At 53.9% G+C, this 24,405-nt stretch carries 25 protein-coding genes and 1 tRNA gene; 13 read left to right on the top strand and 13 right to left on the bottom strand.

What is annotated here, in order from left to right; all coding sequences use genetic code 11:
• Nucleotides 1-268 precede the first annotated feature (268 nt).
• Entirely contained in the window at nt 269-1,078 is an 810-nt protein-coding gene (locus tag SYN7336_RS10100) for a mechanosensitive ion channel family protein (protein ID WP_017325819.1), read from the top strand.
• Nucleotides 1,079-1,084: 6 nt separating this feature from the next.
• Here SYN7336_RS10100 and SYN7336_RS10095 read toward each other — a convergent pair whose 3' ends face one another.
• The 4 genes from SYN7336_RS10095 to SYN7336_RS10080 all read right to left on the bottom strand — a co-directional run bounded on the left by SYN7336_RS10095 (nt 1,085) and on the right by SYN7336_RS10080 (nt 4,590).
• Nucleotides 1,085-2,254: an extracellular solute-binding protein gene (locus SYN7336_RS10095; RefSeq protein WP_017325818.1), complete on the bottom strand. Its 1,170-nt coding sequence runs from the start codon at nt 2,252-2,254 to the stop codon at nt 1,085-1,087.
• Nucleotide 2,255: 1 nt separating this feature from the next.
• The gene (gene ruvX, locus SYN7336_RS10090; protein WP_017325817.1) at nt 2,256-2,675 is read right to left on the bottom strand and encodes a Holliday junction resolvase RuvX; all 420 of its coding nucleotides are present in this window, start codon (nt 2,673-2,675) and stop codon (nt 2,256-2,258) included.
• A gap of 2 nt (nt 2,676-2,677) precedes the next feature.
• Nucleotides 2,678-4,027: a DUF3084 domain-containing protein gene (locus tag SYN7336_RS25295; protein WP_156820106.1), complete on the bottom strand. Its 1,350-nt coding sequence runs from the start codon at nt 4,025-4,027 to the stop codon at nt 2,678-2,680.
• A gap of 137 nt (nt 4,028-4,164) precedes the next feature.
• Nucleotides 4,165-4,590 carry a peptidylprolyl isomerase gene (locus SYN7336_RS10080; protein WP_026100867.1) on the bottom strand — a complete coding sequence of 142 codons (426 nt, stop codon included), beginning with the start codon at nt 4,588-4,590 and terminating at the stop codon, nt 4,165-4,167.
• Between the two features lie 400 nt (nt 4,591-4,990).
• Here SYN7336_RS10080 and SYN7336_RS10075 point away from each other — a divergent pair, with 400 nt between their 5' ends.
• Entirely contained in the window at nt 4,991-7,327 is a 2,337-nt protein-coding gene (locus SYN7336_RS10075) for a nitrite/sulfite reductase (RefSeq protein ID WP_038026847.1), read from the top strand.
• 96 nt (nt 7,328-7,423) lie between these two features.
• Nucleotides 7,424-7,996 carry a hypothetical protein gene (locus SYN7336_RS10070; protein WP_017325813.1) on the top strand — a complete coding sequence of 191 codons (573 nt, stop codon included), beginning with the start codon at nt 7,424-7,426 and terminating at the stop codon, nt 7,994-7,996.
• Nucleotides 7,997-8,036: 40 nt separating this feature from the next.
• Here SYN7336_RS10070 and SYN7336_RS28810 read toward each other — a convergent pair whose 3' ends face one another.
• Together SYN7336_RS28810 and SYN7336_RS25290 are read right to left on the bottom strand one after the other, a co-directional pair.
• Nucleotides 8,037-8,465, bottom strand: coding sequence for a DUF29 domain-containing protein (locus SYN7336_RS28810; RefSeq protein WP_071590764.1), 429 nt, complete (start codon nt 8,463-8,465; stop codon nt 8,037-8,039).
• Nucleotides 8,466-8,558: 93 nt separating this feature from the next.
• Entirely contained in the window at nt 8,559-9,818 is a 1,260-nt protein-coding gene (locus tag SYN7336_RS25290) for a transposase (RefSeq protein WP_227498635.1), read from the bottom strand.
• A gap of 26 nt (nt 9,819-9,844) precedes the next feature.
• Here SYN7336_RS25290 and tnpA point away from each other — a divergent pair, with 26 nt between their 5' ends.
• Nucleotides 9,845-10,276, top strand: a complete 432-nt coding sequence (gene tnpA, locus SYN7336_RS10055) for an IS200/IS605 family transposase (protein ID WP_017324008.1) — start codon at nt 9,845-9,847, stop codon at nt 10,274-10,276.
• Nucleotides 10,277-10,561: 285 nt separating this feature from the next.
• On the opposite strand, the gene SYN7336_RS10050 is transcribed toward tnpA, so the two are convergent.
• Entirely contained in the window at nt 10,562-10,825 is a 264-nt protein-coding gene (locus SYN7336_RS10050; RefSeq protein ID WP_017325811.1) for a type II toxin-antitoxin system RelE/ParE family toxin, read from the bottom strand.
• Entirely contained in the window at nt 10,812-11,045 is a 234-nt protein-coding gene (locus tag SYN7336_RS10045) for a glucose-6-phosphate isomerase (RefSeq protein WP_017325810.1), read from the bottom strand. The genes SYN7336_RS10050 and SYN7336_RS10045 overlap by 14 nt, the downstream gene beginning before the upstream one ends.
• Before the next feature lie 182 nt (nt 11,046-11,227).
• Here SYN7336_RS10045 and SYN7336_RS10040 point away from each other — a divergent pair, with 182 nt between their 5' ends.
• The 3 genes from SYN7336_RS10040 (at nt 11,228) to SYN7336_RS10030 (ending at nt 15,710) form a co-directional block, all read left to right on the top strand.
• Nucleotides 11,228-12,331, top strand: a complete 1,104-nt coding sequence (locus tag SYN7336_RS10040; protein WP_017325809.1) for a mannosyltransferase family protein — start codon at nt 11,228-11,230, stop codon at nt 12,329-12,331.
• Between the two features lie 70 nt (nt 12,332-12,401).
• Nucleotides 12,402-13,730: a pentapeptide repeat-containing protein gene (locus SYN7336_RS27895; protein WP_017325808.1), complete on the top strand. Its 1,329-nt coding sequence runs from the start codon at nt 12,402-12,404 to the stop codon at nt 13,728-13,730.
• A 15-nt stretch (nt 13,731-13,745) separates the two neighbouring features.
• Entirely contained in the window at nt 13,746-15,710 is a 1,965-nt protein-coding gene (locus SYN7336_RS10030; protein WP_017325807.1) for a GTPase family protein, read from the top strand.
• Nucleotides 15,711-15,746: 36 nt separating this feature from the next.
• On the opposite strand, the gene SYN7336_RS10025 is transcribed toward SYN7336_RS10030, so the two are convergent.
• Nucleotides 15,747-16,106: a hypothetical protein gene (locus SYN7336_RS10025; RefSeq protein ID WP_026100865.1), complete on the bottom strand. Its 360-nt coding sequence runs from the start codon at nt 16,104-16,106 to the stop codon at nt 15,747-15,749.
• Between the two features lie 434 nt (nt 16,107-16,540).
• On the opposite strand from SYN7336_RS10025, the gene SYN7336_RS10015 reads away from it, so the two are divergent.
• On the top strand, nt 16,541-17,938 hold the full coding sequence (locus SYN7336_RS10015) for an IctB family putative bicarbonate transporter (protein ID WP_017325804.1): 1,398 nt from the start codon (nt 16,541-16,543) through the stop codon (nt 17,936-17,938).
• On the opposite strand, the gene SYN7336_RS30775 is transcribed toward SYN7336_RS10015, so the two are convergent.
• The 3 genes from SYN7336_RS30775 to SYN7336_RS09995 all read right to left on the bottom strand — a co-directional run bounded on the left by SYN7336_RS30775 (nt 17,935) and on the right by SYN7336_RS09995 (nt 20,422).
• The gene (locus tag SYN7336_RS30775) at nt 17,935-18,096 is read right to left on the bottom strand and encodes a hypothetical protein (RefSeq protein ID WP_017325803.1); all 162 of its coding nucleotides are present in this window, start codon (nt 18,094-18,096) and stop codon (nt 17,935-17,937) included. The two genes, SYN7336_RS10015 and SYN7336_RS30775, sit on opposite strands and share 4 nt — an antisense overlap.
• A 609-nt stretch (nt 18,097-18,705) precedes the next feature.
• Nucleotides 18,706-18,930 (bottom strand): hypothetical protein, encoded by a 225-nt coding sequence (locus tag SYN7336_RS10000; protein ID WP_017325801.1) that lies wholly within the window; start codon nt 18,928-18,930, stop codon nt 18,706-18,708.
• A 118-nt stretch (nt 18,931-19,048) separates the two neighbouring features.
• Complete coding sequence (locus SYN7336_RS09995) at nt 19,049-20,422, bottom strand: S8 family serine peptidase (protein ID WP_017325800.1); 1,374 nt, start codon at nt 20,420-20,422, stop codon at nt 19,049-19,051.
• A gap of 215 nt (nt 20,423-20,637) precedes the next feature.
• Here SYN7336_RS09995 and SYN7336_RS09990 point away from each other — a divergent pair.
• From SYN7336_RS09990 to SYN7336_RS09980, 4 genes are all read left to right on the top strand, one after another.
• Nucleotides 20,638-20,711: transfer RNA gene (locus tag SYN7336_RS09990), tRNA-Met, on the top strand.
• Between the two features lie 173 nt (nt 20,712-20,884).
• Nucleotides 20,885-21,073, top strand: a complete 189-nt coding sequence (locus SYN7336_RS25280) for a hypothetical protein (protein ID WP_038025878.1) — start codon at nt 20,885-20,887, stop codon at nt 21,071-21,073.
• Nucleotides 21,074-21,080: 7 nt separating this feature from the next.
• Entirely contained in the window at nt 21,081-22,256 is a 1,176-nt protein-coding gene (locus SYN7336_RS09985; protein WP_017325799.1) for a GNAT family N-acetyltransferase, read from the top strand.
• Nucleotides 22,257-22,286: 30 nt separating this feature from the next.
• Complete coding sequence (locus SYN7336_RS09980) at nt 22,287-23,189, top strand: DMT family transporter (RefSeq protein ID WP_156820105.1); 903 nt, start codon at nt 22,287-22,289, stop codon at nt 23,187-23,189.
• Between the two features lie 5 nt (nt 23,190-23,194).
• Here SYN7336_RS09980 and SYN7336_RS09975 read toward each other — a convergent pair whose 3' ends face one another.
• A complete protein-coding gene (locus SYN7336_RS09975; protein ID WP_017325797.1) occupies nt 23,195-23,530 on the bottom strand; it encodes a hypothetical protein in 336 nt (111 codons plus the stop codon).
• A 528-nt stretch (nt 23,531-24,058) separates the two neighbouring features.
• Here SYN7336_RS09975 and SYN7336_RS09970 point away from each other — a divergent pair.
• Nucleotides 24,059-24,325, top strand: a complete 267-nt coding sequence (locus SYN7336_RS09970; RefSeq protein WP_017325796.1) for a hypothetical protein — start codon at nt 24,059-24,061, stop codon at nt 24,323-24,325.
• Nucleotides 24,326-24,405: the final 80 nt, after the last annotated feature.

The following is a 24,405-nucleotide window of genomic DNA, read 5'->3' as shown; positions in this document are numbered from 1 at the left end:
TGAATGGACGGATCTTTAACTACCAACGGAAGTGAGCCGCGCCTCTCTCCAGAAAAATTTCAATAACCAGATCCATCTAAAGATTGGAAGGCAGCGCTATCACATTTTGCTATCCTAACCCCAGAGCGCTTCCACTGTTGAGCAACCAACTAACTGCTCATACAAAAAATTAACTCTCTTATAGTACGGTGCTGGCGATCGGCTTGCGCCTCTCTAGGAGGTCTGAGACAATCTCTATTTTTAGTGAAACTTTACTAGGAGGAATTTCATGCAAGACCTGTTTGCACAACTGCTGCCGAAGCTAGCAGACTTAGGCATCAGACTAGCGATCGCTGTGGCGATTCTGGCGATCGGTCTTTGGCTGTCGAAGGTAGTGCGCGGTTTTGTTTTGCAACTGTTCGACCGGCGGAATGTCGATCGAACCGTGGCTTCGTTTGTCAGCAACCTGGTCTATTACACTGCGGTCGTCTTTGTTGCGATCGCAGCGCTCAATCGGCTTGGGGTCCAAACAGCTTCCATTATTGCAGTTGTTGGTGCTGCTGGTTTAGCAATTGGCTTAGCCTTGCAGGGCTCTCTATCCAACCTTGCCGCTGGCTTCATGATGGTTATTTTGCGGCCATTTAAGGTAGGAGATTTCATCGAGGTGTCAGGAGTGCTTGGGGTCGTCGAAGAGATTGGCATTCTCGTGACAAAGTTAGCTAGCCCCGATAATAAGAGCATCATCATTCCCAATTCAAAAGTCTTTGGCGATACGATCTCTAACTTTTCTGCCAAAAGCATTCGCCGCATCGATCTCACTATCGGCGTCAGTTACTCGGACGATCTGGATAAAGTCAAAAGCGTCATTCAAGAAGTGTTGAGGGGAGACGATCGCATTCTCCAAGATCCCCCTCCACGCATTGGTGTGAGCGAACTTGCCGACAGCAGCGTCAATTTTGCTGTGTGGTCTTGGGTCATGTCAGCTGATTATCTCGATGTAAAGTTCGCTCTGAACGAGCGCATGAAAAAGCGTTTCGATACCGATGGGATTAGCCTTCCCTTTCCTCAGCGCGCAGTCCATCTGTATTCGCAGAACTGACGCATTTCAGAGTGCCGAGCGCATCTGCTCCCAGGCCCGCAAGTAAGCAACCGCCTCAATCTCTGTCAGGGGGTTCAACAGCTCGCTACGGTCCAGAACATCGGCAGCAAACAGGGGTCGAGCGCGCAAAGCCTCCGACAAGCTATCGAGCTCGAAGGGAGCCGAAAGCGGCGTTTGCCCCACCGCCACCAACCGTTCAGCAACCTCCTCCTGCAACAAAAAATCAAACCAGTCTGCCGCCAATGCCAACAGTTCTGGCAATTGTCCAGCCCTATCGCCCTCCCCACCAGAGGAACGCCGCACCACCCACAAATCCCACCACAACGCTGTCCCAGATGCAGGAATGACAATTTCGAAGCGGGAATCGAGCTTTTGTAACTGATGCAAATCGCTCGTCCATCCCACCACTGCCCAGGCATCCCGAAGTAACAATGTCTGCAAATAAAACTCGGAAGAGTAGGTCAACGCCTGAGCATTCAACGCAGCTAGGCGATCGCCCAACTCCGGCACCTCAGCCAGCGGTTGATTGACCGAGTATCCCAGAGATTTGAGGGTTAGCCCGATCGCGTCGCGGGGATGGTCGGGCAGCACGAGCTTGCCTTTTAAGGAAGGACGCCACAAATCCGCCCAATCGACGATTGGCTCCTGCACCCGCTCGCGGTTGTAGGCGATCGCCGTCACCCCCCAACTCCACGGCAGCCCCCACACCCGTCCCTGCCGCACCGGAGCCTGTTGCCACAGCGGCGGTAATTGCGTGGCAAAGCGCTGTCCCAACCCCTCGGGATCGAGGGGCAAGATGAGCTCTCTCGCGATTGCCCAATCCAGCCAATCTGCCCCCAACAGGGAAATCGTTTGCACGGGAGCTGGTGGAAACAGGCGGCGCAGTAGTGCCTGCAGCCCCCATCCCGGCGGATCGATCGGCTGTAGGCCATCGAATAAAGCTTGTCGGCTTGCAACTGGAACGGGCCGCAGTTTCGCCGCCCGTCCCCGACCGAACTCCCGCCAAATGCTGCCGGGAACTGTGTTATCGAGGGTAACGAATTGCAGAATGGCCGGCGAGCGAGCGCCGCAACTGGAGAGCCCCGTCCCCGCCATCCCTAGGGCTAGCAGTTGCAAGAGCTGGCGGCGGGAATAACCTCGGGACTGGTCTTTGAAAGACAGCGTCGGGCGATCCAAATCAGTCTTCTCCCATGCGATTTAAAAACCGCTCGATCAAAATCGCAGCGACAATATCATCCACCGGGCGGGGGGGCAGGCGCATCCCTTTCGGCACGAGCCGCTGTAGCCCCCGAGGGGGATAGAGCAGCCAATATCGCTCGCGCGCCTCTCGAGAGCTGAAACGCTCGTCCACCAGTTGAATTGCGAGTTTGGGAAAAGCCACCGACAGGCGATCGCGCCACTGGCGAGACGTCGTCTGATTGCCCATCACTAGATCGAGGGGGGTAGAGATCGGGTCCGTGCCGTAGCGCTGGCAAAGTTCGGGCAAGATCGTTTCTACTTCGGCGGACGGCACAATTTCGCGATGGAGCACTGTCCCGTCAGCGGTAGCGATCGCCACTCCGCACTTCTCCCGTCCGGGATCGAAGCCAATCAGCATCTCTATGCGCCCGTGCCTCCAAACAGAGAGATAGGCTCAGGCGGCAGGCGACGGTTGGAGAAAAGCCGATTGCGGGCGAGCTCGGCCCTGAGGTCGCGATCGGGAGAAACCACGTCCACCTCCAACGGTCCTCCCACGCCAGTATCCTTATTTACCACCACCTGCACCCGCACGGATTCCTCGATGTCTGCGAGAGATTGAGCCAATTGCAACAGGCGATCGCGCGGGAATTGGCCTACCTCTCCACTGACGGGGCTACCCAAAATGCCAGCTTCTCGCCCCCGCGCCCCCGCTCGCAAAATTAGGCGGAACAAGGTACTTTGCAACTCCAACTGAGTTTGCCCCAGAGGGATATCGGCCTCCACCAGCACCGTTCCTTCGCTGAACACGAGGCTATTGGGAACCACGCTGACAAAGACGGGCACGGGCTCTCCCTCCAGACTATTAGCGTTGGCAAAAATCTGCACCACCCAACTGCCTGCCGGACGCAGCTTTTCGACTAGCCCCTCTTCCTCTCCGCGAGAAATCATCACGATCTCGCCATTGTCATCCGCCCTGGCCCCCAAACTGTAAGCCCGTTCTTCCGCCACCGCAATGATAGATTCTAGCCGCTGTTCGATCTCTGGCGGCGGCAAGCCCCCTTCAACCACTCCGATGGCCAGCCTCTCCCAAGCAGATACCACAAACCTCCCCCCCAACAAGCGCGATTCTTCCGCCTGCAAGGCCGCAATATTGGCCTCTAACTGGCTCCGTTGTGCCTGCAAGCCAGCCAATTCTGCCCTGGAGTCCTGTAGTGACTGCTGTAGCTGTTCCACTCGGGCTTGGGCCTGACGGGTTTCTGCTAGCGCTCGATCCATCTGCTGTTGAGCGGCTTCCAGAGTCTGCTGAGCTTCGGCCAACTGGCGGTTGGAGTCTGCCAATTGCGACTCCACTTCTAACTGTTGGACTTGCAGGCGATCGCGCTCCTCCACGAGTCGATCTTGCTGTTGAGAAAGCTGTTGGACTTGGGCCAGGGCTTCCTGCTTTTGGCTATTGAGCTCGACCAACTGAGTGCGATCGTGATCGATATTGGTTTCCAAAACTGCGATTTGCTCTCGATATTCCCGCACCTGCTCGCCGTAGGTAAAGATGCTCTCGGCTATGGGACGATTAATGGCAAACAAAATCCCAATTGAAGAGGCCGAAATAAAAATCCCGGTCAGGATAGTGATGACGATCGCGGTGTGGCGGGGGCGCAGATTGAACCAACTGAGGCGCTTTTTGCCAATGCGATACCCGAGGCGATCGCCCACGGTAGCGATCACCCCGCTAAATACGAGGATATAGAGGATAAAGAGAATCCCTTGCAACATATCGCCCGGAGCGAGCCCACTCAAAGTCAGGGATGAGTCAATCGAGCCTTAGACCCGAGGAGTTTAGACTACAACAGCCCAATCTCTGACTCCTCAAACTTAACCTTTCTCGTCCCTCACCCTACTTATCTGAGATCTTACTCGCCCGCTTGAATTTCAACCGAGATAATCCGATCGCCTTGCCCAATCGCATTCACCACATTCATGTCTTCCGTTTTGCCAAACACGGTGTGAACGCCATCGAGGTGGGGTTGGGGAGAATGACAGATAAAAAACTGGCTGCCCCCCGTATTGCGACCGGCATGGGCCATCGAGAGAGCACCGGCTAGGTGCTTGTTAGCGTTGATCTCGCAGTCGATCGTATAACCGGGACCGCCTGTCCCCGTGCCGTTAGGACACCCCCCCTGGATCATGAAATCGGGAATCACGCGGTGGAAGTTGAGGCCGTCGTAAAACCCCTTTTTCGACAGATCGATAAAATTCTTTACAGTTTTAGGGGCGTCTTTATCGAAGAGCTCCAGTGTAATGGTGCCTTTCTCCGTATTCATAATGGCGCGGGACATGCTCTAGCTCCTAAGAATCCATTCAGGTTACTCTACACAGCTCAATACATACTGCAGAATGAGTGCCTCTGTCGCCCCAAATAGGATGCAACTGCCTGAGATAGGCGACTCTCTGGCTGGGAAATGTTAGGAAAACTTACAATCCCCTGTAAATCTATCGGAATACCGGGATATCCTGACAGGGGTGGGCTTGTCTTATCCCCGTCTGAATTTAAAATAATTGAGGTATTTTCTGCCTGCTGGGGATAGGCACTGTATAGTGCCGCTACAGTTTTCAGATTGGATCGGATTTCAGATTGGATCGGATTTCAGATTGGATCGGATTTCAGATTGGATCGGATCCCGCACCCCGGCCCTGCCACCTTACAGCTCTCTCGGACTCGCACTAGAGGAACATGAAATGGTCGCTCAAAACCCATCCTTGACGTGGAAAAGCGTCTTGGCTGACAAAATCTCCGACAATCTGGCGGAAGAAATCGATACGTTTGAAAATCAGATGGAGCTGCGCAAGCAGGGCAAGCTAGACGAGAAGGTGTTTGCCGAACTGCGCCTGCGTCGGGGGGCCTACGGCCAGCGTTACGACAATGGCTTTAGAAACGATGGCGAGCGATCGCGAGAACTGGAATTTCCCCATAAAGATCTCACCAAAGGCCCCGGCACTTTATACGAAGCACCGGGTATGCAGCGCATCAAGCTGCCCTACGGCGGTTTAACAGCCGAGCAGATGGAAGTGATGGCCGATATTGCGGAAGAGTACTCCGACACCATCATCCACATCACCACCCGTCAAGATATCCAGTTGCACTTTCTGTCGCTAGATGATGCCCCCGACATGCATCGTCGTTTGGCTGCTGTAGGTATTACTACGCGCGAAGCCTGCGGCAACTCCGTTCGCAACGTCACCGCTTGCCCGCTAGCGGGCATCTGCCGCGACGAGTCCTTCGATGTCACTGGCTATGCCAACGAGCTGGCCCAATACTTCTTGGGACACCCTGACGTGCAAGACTTCGGTCGCAAGTTTAAGGTGGCTTTCTCCGGCTGCGCCCAACACCCCTGTGGCCTCACCTCCATGCACGACCTCGGCCTAATTGCCAAGACTAAAGAAGTGGATGGGCAAGCCGTGCAAGGATTTGAAATGTATGTGGGCGGCGGCCTCGGTGCCGTGCCTCATCTAGCCAAGCTATTTGACGACTTTGTCACGCCCGAAGAACTGCTGCCCCTCTCTCAAGCCATCTGCCGCGTTTTTGCCCGCTTGGGCGAAAAAGCCAACCGCAACAAAGCCCGAATTAAGTTCTTAGTGGGGAAATTGGGCATTGACGAGTTCCGTCGCTTAGTGCTGGAAGAGCGAGCCCAGTTGCCGGACGAGGCCGAGTGGACCCATTGGTTGGAGGGAATTAGTGCCTACGAAGAGCAGGGCTTGCCCGCACCAGTGGCCCCCAGCGCAACCCCTGCAGACGCAGAGGAATTTGAGAAATGGAAGTCCACCAACATCTACGAACAGCGTCAAGCGGGTTATGTGGCCGTCACGATCTCCCTGCCATTGGGGGATATCACCGCCACCCAAATGCGTCGTCTCTCCGATGTGCTGCGCCGCTTCACCAATGACACCCTGCGCACCACCGTCGAGCAAAACCTGCTGATACGCTGGATTCACACTGCGGATCTACCGGCACTTTACAACGCTCTTAAAGCGATCGACCTAGCCACTGCCGGTGCCGAGTCAATCGTGGATATCACTGCCTGCCCCGGCACGGATACTTGCAAGTTAGGCATCTCCAGCTCGCGCGGTTTAGCAGGCGAACTCAAGCGCCGTCTGACAGTGAAGGGCTGGCAATACGATCGGGCAGTCAAAGATATCCGCATCAAGGTCAGCGGCTGCTTCAACTCCTGCAGTCAGCACACCGTCGCCGAGATTGGCTTCTATGGTGCCAATCGCCTCGTCGATCGCCACCGCGTGCCTCACTTCCAGCTCATTTTGGGGGGCACTTGGGATAAGAATGCGGCTGAATACGGTCAGTCCGTAGCAGTCGTTCCTTCCAAGCGCGTGCCCGAAGTGGTGGAATTTTTGGTGGATATGTTCCTGCAGGAACGCCAAGGCAGCGAGAAGTTCAACGAGTTTGTCGCTCGGGTGGGCAAAAAAGTGATTCGCGATCGCGTACAACCTTTCCTCGCCGTGCCCAGCTATGCCGAAGACAAGTCCTTCTACACCGACTGGGCTGACAACCGCGAATACACCTTAGGCGATATCGGCATCGGCGAATGTGCTGGCGAACTGGTCACCCTGACCGATTTCGGCGTGGCCGCAGCAGAAAGTATCCACTTCGACGCCACCGTGTTGTTGGAGGAAACTCCCCCTAACGGCAACATCGAGCAAGCCCGCGATAAAGCCTTCGAGTCCATGCTCAGTGCAGCCCAGGCATTGCTAAAGATTCAAAACATCGATATCGCCAACGACGCCGATACGATTGTGCGCGAGTTCCGCACCTACTTCTACGACACGCAACTGTTCTTCGACCCCTTTGCCAAAGGCAAATTTGCCAGCTACCTGTTTCAGGCATACGAGAACCGCGATCGGCCTGTGACGATTGACGGAGCTAAACAACTGATCGAAGAAGCTCGCCTGTTTATTGAAGCTGCCCACTCCTGCAATGCCCGCATGGTCGATGATGGCATCACCACCCCTGCAAGCTTCCAGCGGTGGCTGAACGAAAAGCAACTGCAAGTCAGCAGCAGTTAGCGCCTCCCTTTAGGGGCACCGATCCTTAGAACCTCAGTGCCCCCGCTCGCATTGTTTGAACGTTGACCCCTATCGAGACCGGACTGGAGTAAGACAGTGGATCTGAATCGCTTTTGCATTAAATTCTCAGCCAACTCGGGAGCTGACATTGAGGAGGCCCACTACATCAACATTTTTCACGAGTGGATTCGGCGCGACAAGCTAGATGGCCTCCCCCTAGATGTCGCAGACTATCGCCACGTCCCCAACGGCCCCGGTATTATGCTGATTGCCCACGAAACGAACTACGCCCTAGATCGCGAGGACGGTCATTTCGGTCTCTACGCCCAACGCAAGCTGGGGGGCGGCGAAACCCACAAAGACCGCATTGTGGACTTAGTCAAAGCCACTGCTAAGTTTGGCATGCTACTCGAATCGGATCGTCGCCTGGAAGGTGCTTTCAGTCTCGAGGGGAATGAGTTTGTCTACATGGCCAACGATCGCCTCCACGCCCCCAACACCGATGCAGCCTTTGCCGCACTCAAACCCGACCTAGAAGCCGCTGCCGCAGAACTCTATCCCGGCAAAGCAGTCTCGGTCACTCGCCTTGAAAACGACTGCCGCGATCGCCTCTCAGCTCGCGTAGCGGTTGCTGACGAGGTCCCAGTCAGCCAACTCGCTGCTGCTTGACCCCTGGTGCAAACCTCAGGGATGGACTTCAATTTCGATCTCATTCAAGTAGCCAATCGCCAAGAAGGCGATCGCTAGAGTAAGGGCAATTGGGTGGAAATGTGGCAATATCCAGCCCAGTTTGTCTTGCTACCTCTCGACATGCTCTTTTATATTCCTTGTCAAGAATTTGGTCTGGATAGTTTTTTAGGCTGGGACTATCCTCAATTTTGCGGCGAATTTGCGAACGACCATCGCTAATGGAATCTAGCCAGCTATCGGAGCGACGTTGGGGTTGATATTCCCACTTCAGTAAATGAAGCATGACACGTTCCATCTGGGAACCAATCGCACTACGTTCACTTTTGCCCAAATCCTCCACCTCTTCAATCAGGTGCTCCCAGTCAACTTCGTCCCATCGTTTCTCGCGAAGGAGATGAGCAGTGTGATTGGCCCATGCTGCAAGGTCGGTATCGTAAGTCGCTAACATGCTTCACCTAAGGACAAATCCTTACCCCATATTGACACACAAGAATTGAGGCAGAATGAATGCTTTTATTCGTGACTACTCTCACCGCTAACCCTACGGGTCTAGCGGGAGCTTCTCAGACTCACGAGTGAGAGTTGCTGTTTCACAGGCATCCCAGCGGATAAGCCTCCACAGCCTCCAGAGCGGTAGTCCAACCGCCCTGAGTCCACGAACTTTGATGTTGATTCCCGCGTTCCAGTCCCGGTCAATGACAACGCCACAACCGCAACGATGAACCCGTTCACTGAGAGTCTTTTTCACCCTCTCGCCACAACCGCAGCACTCGATGCTTGTTCCGCGTGGGTTAACTTCAACCGTCCGCTTGCCGCGTTTTACCGCCACTGCTTGCAGAATCTGAAGAAAGCTACCCCACGCGGCATCCAGGATCGACTTCGCCAATCGGGTTCTCGCCAGCCCTCGGATGTTGAGCCCCTCAAAGCTGATGAGGTCGTAGAGGTCGCAAAGCCAGTGAGCGACCTGATAGTGAAACTCACGCCGCTGGCGCGATACATGCAGATGAAGTCGAGCGACCTCGTTCGTCTGTCTTTTATAGTTCTCAGACCCTTTCTGCATCCGAGCCAGCTTCTTTTGCTGACGGGCCAAACGCTGCTGAGACTGGCGAAAGAACTGCGGCATGCTGACCGCTTCCCCCTCGGATGTGACCAGGAACTTCTCCAGTCCCACATCGATACCGCAGGCCGTTTTGACCCGCTCCACTGGCAGCGCTTCAGGAACGGTTTCATCCGCCATCGAGAAGCTGACATACCAGCCATCGGCCTTCCTCACCAACGTCGCCTGCTTGAGAACGAAGCCTTCAGGGATTGGACGATGCAGAATCAGCTCAATCTCGCCAATCTTCGAGAGCTGCAACACATTCCCCGTCAGGTGTGCGCCCGCTTTGGGGTTGTTCACTCTCGGAAACGTGAACGAGCAGATATCACTCCGCTTTTTGAACCGAGGTCGCCCACCCCGCTTGCCGTTCTGATCGGGCTTCCTCCAGCGTTTCCATGCCCTGTCAAGCCGCATCAGGTTCTGCTGCTGACAGTCGGCATAGATGCCTTTGTAGTCCGGGAACAGTCGTTTGGTCTCCTTCAGTGCTGATGCTTGAGTGTAGTAGTTCACCTCCTTTGGAATGTCACCGATCGGTTCAGCCACGATGCTGCATCGGTCAATCTGGCAGCGACTGCGGTAGAACGCATCGAGTCGTTCACCTAGGGCATAGTTCCAGTGACGGCGCAGCCGCTCGCCCCAGACCTCCATGACGGCGGCCTGAGCTTCGGTCGGCTTGAGTTTGTACTGATACGTGAGTAGCATAGGCGTATTATACCTCGCTTAGCGCTATGTCATTAAAACGAGGCTACAGAAACGTTTACGATCTAAATATTCATTTAGTGCTCGTGACAAAGTACAGGGCCAGAGTCATCAATCAGGAGATGCTGAGCAGGCTGAAAGAGATCTTTGAGCAGACCTGTCAAAAGTGGAATTGCACTCTAGTCGAGTTCAACGGTGAGGTAGATCGCGTTCATCTGCTGATTGAGTTCCCGCCTGATGTAGCGCTTAGTAAGCTGGTCAACAACCTCAAAACGGTATCGAGTCGGTTGATTCGTAAACAGTTTCCTGAACGGGTCGCACAGTTCTTCCAAAAGCCGGTCTTTTGGACTGGTACATACTTTATCGCCTCAACAGGAGGCGTTACTCTTGAACAGATTAAGCAGTATGTTGAGCAACAAAACTCTCCTGCTCAGTCGGTGGGCGTTGAACCCACCGACTGAGCACTCCTATCCCCCTCACCGCCAAACGCTCTGCGTTCTGGCGGGAGTACCCCGGAGGTCATGATGGATAAAATCCGATCGAGGAGCCTGTGTCGATGCTATAGCTCACCTGCGCCACCTCAAGAGTTTTTTTCAGCCTGAATCCTGACTCGCGAAAGTATTGCACCACGATACAAAGTCTCCAACAATTGAACGCGGATCGGTCCGTCCCTTCTGCCTAACGCTCAGCTTAATCGATCGGCTTTGGAGCGCTCTCGGGAAAGTCAGTTCGAGTTGAAGCTATTGTTATTTGCTTCTATATACATCGCGCCTGTGACCAATCTTAACGATCGCGACGATCGCCTCCTCGTCCACAATCTCATAAACGATCCGATAAACACCTTGCCGAATTCGATACCTCTCTTGAGCAGAGAGTTTTTCTACCCCCGGAGGTCGAGGTTCGACAGCAAGCCCCTCTATACGGTTCAGAATTCTAGCAATATCCTTGTTGGGAATACGGCGAAGGTCCTTTGCAACAGACTGCTTGAAGATGACCTTAAAGTTTGCCATGTGCTTTCAGGTCGCTCAGCAACTCTTCATAGGTCATCGTAGGCTCGGCACCTCGCTCATCAAAGGCGGCGAGATCGTCTCGATCCTCTTGCAAGGATTGGCGAACCGCCTCATTCACCAGATCGGATACCGACCGGTGGGTAGATGCCGCTTTAAGGCGCAAAGCCTTATGCAGTTCTGGATCGAAGTAAATGGTAGAACGCTTCGACGGCTCGGTCATACAGACCTCCTCAAATAACGAGTTTGATGTCATAGCATCATAACGTCAAAGCGTCAAAGCGACTAACCTCGATATGGAGCATAGAAATGCAGTGACCCGGATCGACAAGCGAGCCGACCTCTACTAGCACTAACATCCCCCCAGCGCTACAGTGCGATCGATACAATGGCCCAGCGCAACCCATGCCCGATCGCCCCCCAGCCTCAGTCCAACCCAGCTTTATTTGGCTCTCAGTAGCTGCCCTACTCACCATCCACTTCGCCCTGTGGAGCTACATCACTGCCACGAGCGATCTCACCTGGCTAACCATTCTGGGGAACTGGGATTCAGGCCATTACGTCCAAATTGTGAAAGAGGGCTATTCAGTCAACAACTGGGCTTTCCTACCTCTCTATCCCACCCTCTTGGGAATATTTTCTCACCTCACTCGCCTACAAAATGTCCCTCAAATCGCCGGGTCCATCCTGTCATCAGCCATCTTCATCGCTTGGATTGCAGGAATTACAGCGATCGCCCAACGCCCCAATCTATCCCTAACAGAAGCAAGCCTCTGGCACCCCAAAACCCGTCTCGGCTGGCTATTTTTCGCCTTTTCCCCCGCCAGCTTTGCCTTCCACACCAACCACACAGAATCTCTCTTTTTAGCCCTATCCTTCAGTTCCCTTTACCTAGCTCGAACCGGTCGGTGGCTCCCCTCAGCCGTCTTAGCAGGACTTTCAACCCTGACCCGCAACCAAGGAGTATTTGTCATCACCATCGCTGCATATCTGGCAGCACAGCATTTAAAAACACTGCGCAGTCGCCTTCAGCGAGTTATCACTCTGTGCGCGATCGCCACCCCTTTCGGATTGAGCTACATCCTCTACCAATACCTAGAAACCGGCAATCCCCTCAAATCGGTCAGCGTGCAATCGGAGTGGAGTCAAGCAACATCACTGCTGTCCGTTCTGAAAACCTTTTGGTTTGGCAATGAATGGCAGAATACCGAACTGGGCTCGATTCTGCACCACGCGGTGTTTTTTGTTGTTGTGGGAGTGGCGATCGCTATTTGGAAAGCCTCACCCCCCCTATCCGCCTACCTGCTCGTGTCAATGGGCGTCATGTTGCTGCAGGGGGAACTCGTCAACGTCTTCCGCTATGGAGCCGTACTCTTCCCCGCCTGGTTTTGGCTAGGCGATCGCCTCAGTCGCACGCCGGCGTGGTTGAGGTATAGCGCGATCGCGCTGCTGGTGGGATTAAATTTAGCGGTGACACGCAATTATGCATTAGCTCGCTGGGCCTATTAAGTCGGTATAAACGAGCTAATTTTTTGAATATTGGGACTATTACTCCGCGCAGCGATCTGAGAGGAAACTTATGGCCAATTTGGAGTCTGTCGAGCGGTTGCAGCAAGGGGTCGAGGAATGGAATCAATGGAGACTGAAAAACCCCACCATCCTCACAATCGATCTAGCCCAGGCTGACTTGAGCGAGGCCAACCTCCACAAAGCCAATCTCGCTGGAGCCGACCTACACGAGGCCAATCTGAATGCAGCTGACCTATCTGCGGCCAATCTCTTTCAGGCCAACCTCCAAGCCATCCAACTGAATGGAGCCGACCTCTGCCAAGCCAACCTCGCCGGAGCCGACTTGCGCCAAGCCTCGGCGATCGAAGCCGATCTGCATCAGGCCATTTTGAGCGGAGCCGATCTCAGCCAAGCCGATCTCAGTCAAGCCATTCTCAGCGAAACCGACCTCAGCATGGCCAATCTCCACCAGGCCAATCTGAGTGAAGCCTATCTCGGCGGAGCTCACCTCTTTCAAGCCAACCTGATTGGGGCCAATCTCAGCGACGCGCAGTTCAATCAAGCCAACCTGCGCGAGGCACAGCTCAATCAAGCCATTTTTAGCAATACATCGTTAGTCCGGGCCGACCTAACCGGCGCAGATCTGAGTGGCACTAGCGAGCAAAAAACCGACTTGAGCGGCACCGATCTCAGTAAGGCCCACCTCGTCGAAACCCATCTCGAAAATACGAAATTACACAACTGCAGAATTTATGGGATATCTGCTTGGAACTTAAACCTGGAAGGCACCGAACAGAGAAGCTTGATTATCAATCGCAAGGACGAAGCCGAGATTACTGTTGACGATCTAGAGGTGGCTCAGTTTGTTTACTTAATTTTGAATAACCAAAAGATTCGCAATGTCCTCACCACCGTTGGCCAAAAGGGGGTTTTAATCCTGGGTCGGTTCACGGGAGAAGGCCGGAAAGAAATTCTCGACGCCATTCGAGATAACCTGCGCCAACAGGACTACTTACCCATGGTGTTCGATTTCGAGCGTCCAACCGAGCGGGATTTTACAGAAACCGTGAAAACTTTAGCCGGTATGTGTGCCTTCATCATTGCCGACATCACCAACCCCAAATCCACGCCCCTAGAACTGCAGGCCACAGTGCCGGACTACATGATTCCGTTCGCTCCCATTCTGCAGGATGGCGAACTCCCCTTCGCCATGTTCAGAGACCTGCAGCAAAAGTACAACTGGGTTTTGGATGTATTTCCCTACTTCGATAAAGACGATTTGATCGAGAACCTCGACGAAGTCATCCAGCCAGCCTTACAAAAGAAAGAGGAACTCACTCAAAGTAAGGCAGAAGGGTTCAGAGTCGTGAAGCGACAGCGATCGCCAAAGAAAAGCTGAAAGGAAGCTGCCATCGTGCAATCCAATCGTGCGCAACTCACCAGTAAGCAATCTGAAAATAAACTCTTGCGGTGGTGGCAATGGGGCGTTTTAGTCGCGCCGATGCTGGCGGCGATCGCCTTGATTGGCGTGGCGGCCGGGTGGCAAATTCACACCTGGAGATTGAACTGGATTTGGGCTGTCTTTGTCGTTGTCTTCTTGGGCTGGCGGTGGTTGTTGGTGCAGTGGACTCGGCCCGCAGAAGAGGCAACCCACTGGGGAGAGGAAACATTAGCGGCACTAGAGCAGGAACTGGAGGCGTCGGTGGCGGTAGGGGTTGCAGGGGATGCAGAGACTGCTCGACAGGCAGAGGCGCAATTGCAGACAATATTGCAGGCAGCACGGGAGGACTTGCCCTTTTGGCTGGATTGGACGACATTTTGGCAGCGCTGCCAGGATTTAGTCACGGCGATCGCGCAGATTTATCATCCAGAGGCCAAATATCCGCTGCTCAATATTTATGTCACGCAGGCTTACGGTCTGGTACGAGGTACTGTGGACGATTTGGATCGCTGGATCGAGCAATTGTCCCCCGTCCTCAACCGCGTCACCGTCGGTCAGGTCTATCGCGGCTACGAGCTCTACCAACAGTTAGAACCTGCAGCTCGCCGCCTCCGGCAAGTGTTGAACGTCGCCCAATGGTTACTCAACCCCGCAGCAGCGCTGGCTCGCTGGTTGGGACGAAACTCTACAGACCGGGCCAACGAGCAACTGGCAGCCAATTTGAGCCAAGTCCTGCGAGAGGCTGCCCTGAGGAATCTATACCGACAGGCGATCGCCCTCTACAGCGGCAGTAGTGCGATTCAGCCAGTGGAGATTGCCCCACCCTCTCCGTCGCAAGATACTGACACCCAAACCTTGCAAGCCATTTTGGAGGCAGCAGAACCGGTGGAGGCGATCGCCCAAAAGCCTGTCAATCTCTTGCTAGTGGGGCGGACGGGGGCGGGCAAGAGCAGCCTTGTGAATTCAGTCTTTCAGGCAGAGCGAGCCGTTGTCGATCTGTTGCCCAGCACAGAAGCCACGCGCAGTTATCGATGGCAGGCCGATAGCGGAGAAACACTGCTGTTGTGGGATAGTCCGGGGTACGAGCAGGTGGAGCGGGATGACCTGCGGCAGTTGGTACTGGAGTTTGCCCGCCAAGTCGATGCAGTGGTGTTGGTGACTCCCGCCCTCGATCCGTCTCTACAAATGGATATCGACCTGCTGAAGGAGATTCGAGCGGAAATTCCCGATCTGCCTGCGATCGTGGCTGTTACCCAAGTGGATCGCTTGCGTCCGTTACGGGAATGGTCGCCTCCCTATGACTGGCAGTTGGGCGATCGCCCCAAAGAGCTCAATATCAAGGGAGCGATTGACTATCGGGCTGAATTACTGGGGGAGTTTTGTACGCTGCTGTTGCCTGTGGTTAACGGCGATCGTACTGTCGGACGAGAGAGCTGGGGCATCGATGCCCTCTCGCTGGCTCTGCTCCAAACCCTCGAACCTGCCAAGCAGTCGCGCATGGCCCGATTTCTGCGCGATCGAGATGCCCGTATCGTGGCGGCAGCCCAAATTATCGATCGCTATACCTTCCAGATGTCCACCTCGCAGGGGTTAACCGAGCTGCTCAAAAGTCCGGTGCTGCAGTTTGTCTCCACCCTCGCTACGGGTTCCACTGCTCTGGCCGTCGCTCTAGCCCAGAAAATTCCAGTCGAACAGTTACCCGTTATGCTCGGCAAACTGCAGATGGCTTACGAACTGTTCGCTTTACTGGACAACTCGGGCGATCGCCCCTTCGACCTGCTCGTCCTCTGGCCCCTCCTCACCAACAACTCCACCACTGCCGACCGCAATGCCTGGGCATTTGGCCATACAGTGGTGGAGTACTGGACGCAGACTATCGATCGCGAGCCGCTCGAACAGCGATTCCACTATTACTTACAGCAGACTGGATCGATCTGAGCCCTTAACCAACTCCAGTTGAGCCCCGAATGGAATCTAGAAGCCGAAATCGGAGGTTACTTCCACCGCACATCCCTGAGGATGGCTGCAGTCAGGCATCGTCACTTCAACGGTGTAATACCCCTCAGCAGGAGCGGTCACAATTGGAAATGCATCTGTAGCCGTATCGCTGCCGATCGCATTTCCATTCGCATCGTAGAGAAATAGGTCTAGGTCGAAACAGTCGCCATCGCAAGTGCCATAAATCGATTCGCCAGCATTGAAATATCCTTCAACTGTGGTGGAACCGCCGTTGTATAGCCAGAGCGATCTTTGGGCGTTAGCTTCGAGAGCAATGCCGGCGAGTGCGGTGGCTGCAATAGCGACGGTTGCGAGTAGCGATCGCAGGTTAAACATCAAAAACTCCAATCGGGTAAGTCAGGCTTGTATTGCGGTGTTAGTGCTTGGGAAGAGACAGACTTCGTATAATTTTAGTCTATCACGAATATCTTTCTGTAAGTTTTTGCCGTCGAATTCAGTAATTCTGCGGCGGGATGGAAGGTCCTAACATCTCTGTCCAAACGAGCGTCAGGCCACAGGGGACTGTTCGACTCTCCTTGGATTCAACGATGTCAGATCGCTTCAATCCTGCATTCATGCTATCAACCTCCCTCCACTCTCCGCATTGCCATTCCCTGCATATTCTGATTCTGGCAACCGATATGCAGATTGCTCGCGATCGATGGCAAACTACCTGCTAACGCAGTCTCGAAGAATCGCGATCGCCTGCTGGCCGAGTGGGAAGCGAGGCGATCGCAGGCTAGGCTGAATCTGATTCGCGAGGTGATGAGATGGCAGCGTGGACTCCCTGGATGCCCTGGCAATACCCGGCTCTGCAATGGTGGCAGGGCAGTCAATTGGGCCAACTGGCCGGACGGTTTCAGCTCTGGGGCCAAGTCAGTCTATTGGGTCGCTGGCTGGAACCCATGAGTGTGGCCTTGGCAGCCCTATATTTAATGTTGTCTGCCCAACCCTCCACCGGTCCGCTGGGTCTGTTATTGCTGGGGATGGCAGTGCTGGTGGGGTTGCAATGGCTGCTGTTACCTCCTATCCCCTCCCCCTTGCACCTTCCTATTGGGGTGTACTGGGCCGTTGCCACCTTTGCTATGGCCTTTTCCCCAGTTCAAGCCCAAGCATTCGAAGGTTGGCTTAAGCTCACTCTCTACCTGCTGGGATTTCTGCTGCTCCATCGCACCATGCAGAATCCGCGCTATCGCAATTGGCTGATTGCCGTCCTGTTATTGACAAGTGTGTGGGTGAGTATTTACGGCCTGCGCCAATTTTTCTATGGCGCTGAAGAACTGGCCACCTGGACCGATCCCAATTCTCCCCTAGCGGGGGCGACGCGAGTCTACAGCCATCTCAACAATCCCAACCTATTGGCAGGCTATCTCATTCCGATCGTGCCGATTGGTTTAATCGCGGCTTGGGCTTGGTCGGGCTGGGGCTCGAAGCTGTTTGCGGTGGCGGCCACCGGCATGAATGCCATCTGTCTGGTGATGACCCTCAGTCGCGGCGGTTGGATAGGACTGTTGGCAGGGATAACGGTGGCGGCTCTCTTTTTAGTGCAGTGGAATCAAGTGTTGTTGCCACAACGGCTGCAGAAATGGGCGCTACCCTTATTGGTGGGGGTGGGGGCGATCGCCGTAGTGCTGGCAATCCTGTTTGTGGAGCCCATTCGCATTCGGGTTCTGAGTATGTTTGTGGGTCGCGAGGATAGCAGCAACAACTATCGCATTAATGTGTGGACTGCAGTTGTGGAAATGATTCGAGATTTTCCGGTGTTGGGTATTGGTCCGGGAAATGATGCGTTTAACCGTGTCTATCCACTCTATCAGCGGGCCAACTTTAGCGCGTTGGGGGCATATTCTGTGCCACTGGAGCTGACGGTAGAAACGGGGTTGGTGGGTGCCGCAGTGTATTTGTGGTTTCTATTGACGATCGCCGCCTGCGGATTGCGGCGCTGGTTGCAACTTTTGGCGGACCGCCAGCCTGCGTCATTGTGGGTTGCAGCAGGGCTATCGGCTTGTGCCGGACTGGTGGTTCATGGCTTGGTGGACACGATTTGGTATCGCCCGCAGGTACAGATGTTGTGGTGGTTGAGCGTGGCGCTGATTTCGTCTCAATTGGTGCAGCGTCCGCCAGAGCCTGCTGTAGGTTCTCCCTCCAGTCGGAGTGACGGAGCTTAGCGATAGTTTTGGCGGGCGGAATAGGCGATCGCGGTGGGAATCATGGCTCGGCTTTGGGTGTAGGCGTTTTCACCCTCTGCGCCAGTTTGCAGCCCTTGGGCGGCGGTGCCCACTCCGGCAATGACTAATGCAATCGCAATCATTTTGGCAAACAGCATGGTTTTGTCTCTCAGCTCTTCTGTTTAGACTGTAAAAAACTGAAGAGCTGGATACCGTTAGCAGGAGAGACAACTCGAGGTAGGCTCGGCGCAGAAGTTAGGGGCGTTCATCCGCAACAGGAGCGGGGAATTGGAGTAACGGTAGGGAAGGTTGCTGGAAACCGCGCTTGCTGCCATACCGATTCCCACCACGGCAAAGGCAATGGCTGCCACCTTGGCAAACAACATATTTTTGCTCTCAATATTGTTCTATTTCGACTGTAAGAAGCTGACGAGCAAGATACAGCTAGCAAGAGAGACAAGCAAAGGTAGGGGATCGCGCAGAGGTGCGGGCGATCGAGCGCAATCGAGTCGGGGAGTTGGAGTCATAGATGCTTTGGCTCTCAGCAATGCCAAATTCAAACTTTGGCTCTACCTGCAAGATAAGCAAGCTTGCTTGCTAAAATTCTTTACACAACGTCCTTGCTCCTAGTTTGTCGAGCTCTACAAAACAAGGAAATCAGTATCGCTGATTACTATCCAGATTTGGAGGTACTGAGGCGATCGCCTTCTGCTTGCATTGTTCCGAGCAGACGGTCATCTACCCAACTCCTCCCAATCCCAAACGCATTAATAAGCCGTAAAAACTTGGTCCTCTTCCACCCCCACTACACCCGGAATTCCAGCTAAGCGTTTCATCGCCGAGCGCTCCGCACGTCCCGACACAACTCCTACTAGGGGCATAACCTCCACCACAGACATCCCCGAAGAGCACAATTGCCTTGCAATCTCTTCAACCTCAGACTCGCTGCAATCTTCCCGCACAGAAACCAAAATATTGACGCTGCTATCCATGACTCGATCCCTACATCACAAGGCTGATGTCAAATAGTCAGAAGTGAAGCCCAGATTTAAGACTAAGCTCCACTATCATGCTATCCAATCACAAATGAGACCCCAAATCTGCCATCGCTTAGCAACCGGTCGGAGCTTGCACCAGCCCAGCCCCAACATCCCTGCTCGGGATAGGAAGAGGTGAAGCAGTCGAGGTTATCAGCCGCCACAGTTGACTGGCTGAAAGAGAAGGATTGGCTTGTCGATAGAGGGCGGCAATCCCGCTGACATGAGGAGTCGCCATGCTCGTGCCGCCAATCGTGTCATAGCGATTGGACCACCGACGGAAAAACGGTGGCTGTAGCGGTGCGGCAGGACTATCGGGCGCACTTGAGTAAATAGCGACTCCCGGCCCTGCAATATCCACCCGCCCATCGCGATTGATACCGCCATTCGAGAAATTGGCCACTCTCATTTGGGAGTCCACTGCGGCTACGGCCATAAATGACGGGCAATTCGCCGGACTGCCTACCGGCTCAATCTGGCCTCTGCGGCGATCGCTCTCATTTCCTGCAGCCGCAACAATCAAACAATTGTTCCGCATGGCTTGTCGACCCACTCGCTCAAATGCTGGAGAAAATCCTTCACCTGGACTCACTCGTCCACCTAATGACATCGAGATAATATCGCAGCCCCGACGCAGAGCCCATTCAATACCAGCAATCGTCGATCGCCCCAAACTGGACCCTTGATTGGACAACACTTTACCTGCAAAAATCTCCGCTTCGTAGGCCACGCCATAGCGAGGACCAATACCGGGATTGCGGGGGCCACAGGCAGTACCGATGCAATGGGTGCCGTGACCGTTACGATCGTCAACGGCTTGTCCGGGAATAAAGGACTGACTCACAATCGAACGACCGGCAAAATCGGGATGGTTCAAGTCCATACCAGTATCGAGCACTGCCACTTTCACCCCATCGCCACTTAACTTGGATGACATCACCTCAGTGGCCATCAATCCCCAAGTAGACGCACTGGAATCGCTAAAGACCGCCGCACTTTCCACGCCGGGTTGGCTCGGGAATAGCCCGGTCAACTGCGCTTGCAAATGGTTGACGGCATCGTTATACCCCCGCAAATAAGCAGTCGCTTCAGGAGGCAAGCCAAAATCACTCAATGCGTAAAAGATTGGCTCGGGTTCGGCATTCGTCATGCCGCTGCTAGCACTGGCTATCCCCATCCCTCGCTGGGCGCGCTCGGGATCGACCGTTACCAAAGCTACGCCTAACTCGTCAAACACAATGACATCGCGATCTTCTCTATCGGACAATTCGAGGGTCTCGCGTTCGTAATCCCTCGAATGGGCGACCTGTTGGATTCCTGCACCATCGGCAAACTGAGACAGTGCAGCCGCTTCGTCTTCAAAGGCCACCAGAAAACCAGGTGTCAAATCTTCTGGAACTGCGGCAGGAATAGAATAATCTGCTTGTAAAAAATCAGACTCAGACATCATGAAATCGTCCTACTATACTTTCCCTCGAACCGCCTACAACATAAGCAGCAACTGAGTTCGAGGTAAGTTGTTTATATCCCATCTGTTTCTCGGGATGTTCTGGTTTCTTAGGATAAATTCATCTCCTTCTGAAAAGGCGATCGCCTTTTGTTCGCATTGCTCCAACTTCTGCTTGCATTGCTTCAGGCAGAAGGTTATAGTGAGATTCGCGTCGCGGGGTAGAGCAGTCTGGTAGCTCGTCGGGCTCATAACCCGAAGGTCCATGGTTCAAATCCATGCCCCGCTATTTATCTTTAGAAAAACCTGCCCGAACTCTCCATCTGCGCCAGAGTTCGGGCTAATTTGGCTCGAGTGGCAAAGCAGTAGAGCTGCAGAAAGCATCACTCAAACCAACTGGAACCCTATGCAAGGGGCAAGCAAAGCCGTTTAGGATAGTACGAAACGTTAGCACTCGACTCTATGACTGACTCGCAGTCTAGCCCCGCTCGCTCGCATGGCTGGTATATCGTCCAACAGCCCGACGGCCACTGCACCCTTACCCCCACCCCCGCAGAAAATGCCCGCCATTGGGGACCCTTTGACACAGAGGGAGAGGCGATCGCCCGTCGCGTCGGTTTAATTCGCTCCGGCACCTGCAAACCCGTCTAGGCCAGTCATGAAACTTCGTTGGTGTCACGACATCACCCAAATTCCTGCTGCGGCGTGGCAAGCACTGGTCTGCGATCGCACCTCTCCCTTTCTGGAATGGGAATGGCTGTACTGCTTGGAAGCCTCGGGCTCGGCAGGTGCCAAAGAGGGTTGGTTGCCCTGTCATTTACTCGTGGAACGGCATGGGGAATTGGTGGCGATCGCTCCGATGTATCTCAAATCCCACAGTTATGGCGAGTTTGTCTTCGACCAGCAATGGGCGGAGTTGGCCTTTCGGTTGGGGGAGGAATATTATCCCAAGCTAGTGGGCATGGCTCCGTTTACCCCCTGCACGGGCTATCGATTTTTGATCCATCCCGACCTCGAACAGAGGGATGTGCTGCCAGCCATGCTAGAAGAAATCGATCGCTTTTGTGCCGCCCGAGAGATTTCCATCTGTAGTTTTTTATATGTGGACCCCGACTGGCAGGAGACCTTAGAACGCAATGGGTTTACCCCCCGCATCACCCACAACTATCAGTGGCACAATCCGGGGTACGCAGACTACGAAGCGTTTCTCGAACAGTTCAACGCCAATCAGCGCCGCAACATCAAGCGAGAGCGCAAGGCCCTCGATAAAGCGGGCATTGAGGTGAAATTTTATTGGGACGATCGCCTTTCCAGTTACCTATTCGATCGCATGTATCGCTATTACAGCAACACTTGCCTGCAGTTTTGGAATTCCAGTAAATATCTCAATCGCCGCTTTTTTCAACTGGTCGAAAAACACTGCCGCGATCGCGTCCTCCTCGTTGCGGGAGAAACCGACAGGGGTGTTGTGGGCATGTCCTTCTGTATTTACAAAGGCGATCGCCTATTCGGTCGCTATTGGGGAGCCGAAGACGACATCAAGTTCTTGCACTTTAATTTGTGCTATTACGCCCCGATTGACTGGGCGATCGATCGCCAGATTCGCAATTTCGACCCCGGCGCGGGCGGCCAGCACAAAATTCGACGCGGCTTTCCCGCTACCCCCAACTACAGCTACCACCGCATCTTCCGGCCCCGACTCAGTCAAGTACTGCTTCCCTACCTCAACGAGACCAACCCCATGATGTTGCAAGAGCTAGAGCGGGTGAATCGAGAAGCAGTGCCATTTCGAGAGGATGTGCTGCCGAGCTTGACTGTCCTAACCGACCGATAATGGAGCGGCGATCGTCTTGAGAGAAAAATGATGGCAGCTCCGCAAGTTTTACCCGATCGCTCGGTAAAGCCAACAGCATTCGTGCTGTTGGCAATCGTCTCCGTACAGCTGGGCTCGGCCCTATCGAAATCCCTCTTCGACGCCCTCGGCGCCAGTGGCGCCGTGTTTTTGCGGGTGGGCTTTGCTGCTTTAGTACTCTTAGCTCTGTGGCGACCGCCCTTGTATGCCTATTCGCGTTCGAGCTATCGAACCCTGATTCTATTTGGCCTGTCATTGGCCTGCATGAATCTATGCTTTTACGTGGCGATCGCCCGCATTCCCCTCGGCATCGCCGTTGCGTTGGAATTTATTGGTCCGTTGGGGCTATCGGCGGCAAAGTCCCGCCAGTGGATGGATCTGGTGTGGGTGGGGTTGGCGGCAGCGGGGATTGTGTTACTCGCCCCCATCGGTCAGTCGAGTTTAAATCCGTCAGGCATTGTGTTTGCGTTGATGGCCGGGGTGCTGTGGGCCGTGTATATCGTGCTGTCGGCTCGGACGGGGCAGGTGGATTCTGGCGGCGGGGGTTTAGCCGTGGCGATGTCAGTCGCAGCCCTCGCGATCGCCCCAATTGGCATTGCCTCGGGGGGAATGGCACTATTAGCCCCCAATCATTTAGCCATTGGTTTTGGCGTGGCGATGCTCTCGTCTGTCATTACCTATTCGCTCGAACTAGAAGCCCTGCGCACGATGCCAGTGACTGTCTTTGGCGTCTTGATGAGTCTCGAACCAATGGTGGCAGCTTGCTTGGGGCTACTCCTTTTAGGAGAGCAGTTAGATGGACGGGCGATCGCGGCAATTTTGCTCGTCACCATTGCTGCTGCTGGGGTGTCGTTCTTCAAGCCAGTCCTTCTGCCCGGGCCGGTCAACCCAGTTCCTAGGGACTCCCAGTGCTAGCAAGTCTAATGGGCAACTTCCTTTAAGTGGAGAGAATCACTCCACATTGGCAAAGTCGGATCGGCACGACCGACGAGCACTTGCTCTTCTGGCAAGAGTTGCGATCCTGCAGTGACAGATGCACTGTCTAGGGCAAAGAGGGTGGTTCGAGCCGTTGGCTTGCCCGTTTCTGTGACAACTTCAACGCTTCGATTCCAGATTGCGCCGAGCAATCGGTCAAATGCTTCCAGCTCGGCATCGTTTAACCGAACGCGCTTCACAAACAACATGAGTAGCTCTTCATTTTCAGAGGTGATGGTACCCCTGGCCAGAATTTGCTGAATGACTTCCGCAAGAGACATGTGTCCTACACAACTATACTGAGATCAGTATTCCCCACATTCCGCACAAGTACGCAGGTCAGCCCAATCAAATGATGGCTGTTTGATACGGCAAGGTAAGCTTCGGCGTAATGGAGTATCTATTGCCCGATTGGCGCTGGGGTGGTTGTAGAGCTTTGTTCGTAGAGTTTGGGCGGGCGCGAGAGGCTAGGAATTGCCGATATTGGCAGGGAGATAATTTTTTTCTCGAACTTGATTGAGTTGGATTGAAATGATGTTAGAGTCTTCTTCAAGATGTCTGCTTGTAATTTCCACAAGGTTAAATCCTACACATTTTCCTGGTGTATCTTCCAAAATTTATGCAAGCTGTACGTATTTGCACTAAAGTTTGTGGGTAGTATAATTACGTATATTGTAGATCTTCTGGATCTCAGTTTTGGCGTGAATCTACCCTGCTCAGCCAATTAATAGGTTAGGCTAGGCGATTTCTCGTAAATATATACTGAGTTCCCTCTATTCTCCGAAAGGGCATATTAACGGGTTAAGAACATGGGCTTTGACGATTATCCGAACGGCTCTTTATTTGAAAAATCTTTGGAAAAGATTAGAGCTTGCTACAACCGCGATACGAAGCTGCGGGTAAAGCCTATATTCGAGCAGGCGGAGGAGGAAGCTTCGCAAGGAAACTCGGATATCGCCGATTTGCTAGCGATCTTAGCTAGTCAAATTCATCACGAATTCTACCAACTGAGATTGGCCCGCGAGAACGATCTCTATCATTCTTACATTCAACATATGGGCGGTATCCAAGCTTGAAGCGCAATTGGCGCGATCGCCTCGAGCGAAGAGCATTGCTATAGTTTCAAAGTAGCGATCGGAACTTGTCACCGTGCCTA

It is taken from the genome of Synechococcus sp. PCC 7336 (assembly GCF_000332275.1).
GTDB lineage: Bacteria > Cyanobacteriota > Cyanobacteriia > Thermostichales > PCC-7336 > PCC-7336.
The sequence above is the reverse complement of the archived record's forward strand: the minus strand, read 5'-3'. Positions and strand labels throughout refer to the sequence as shown.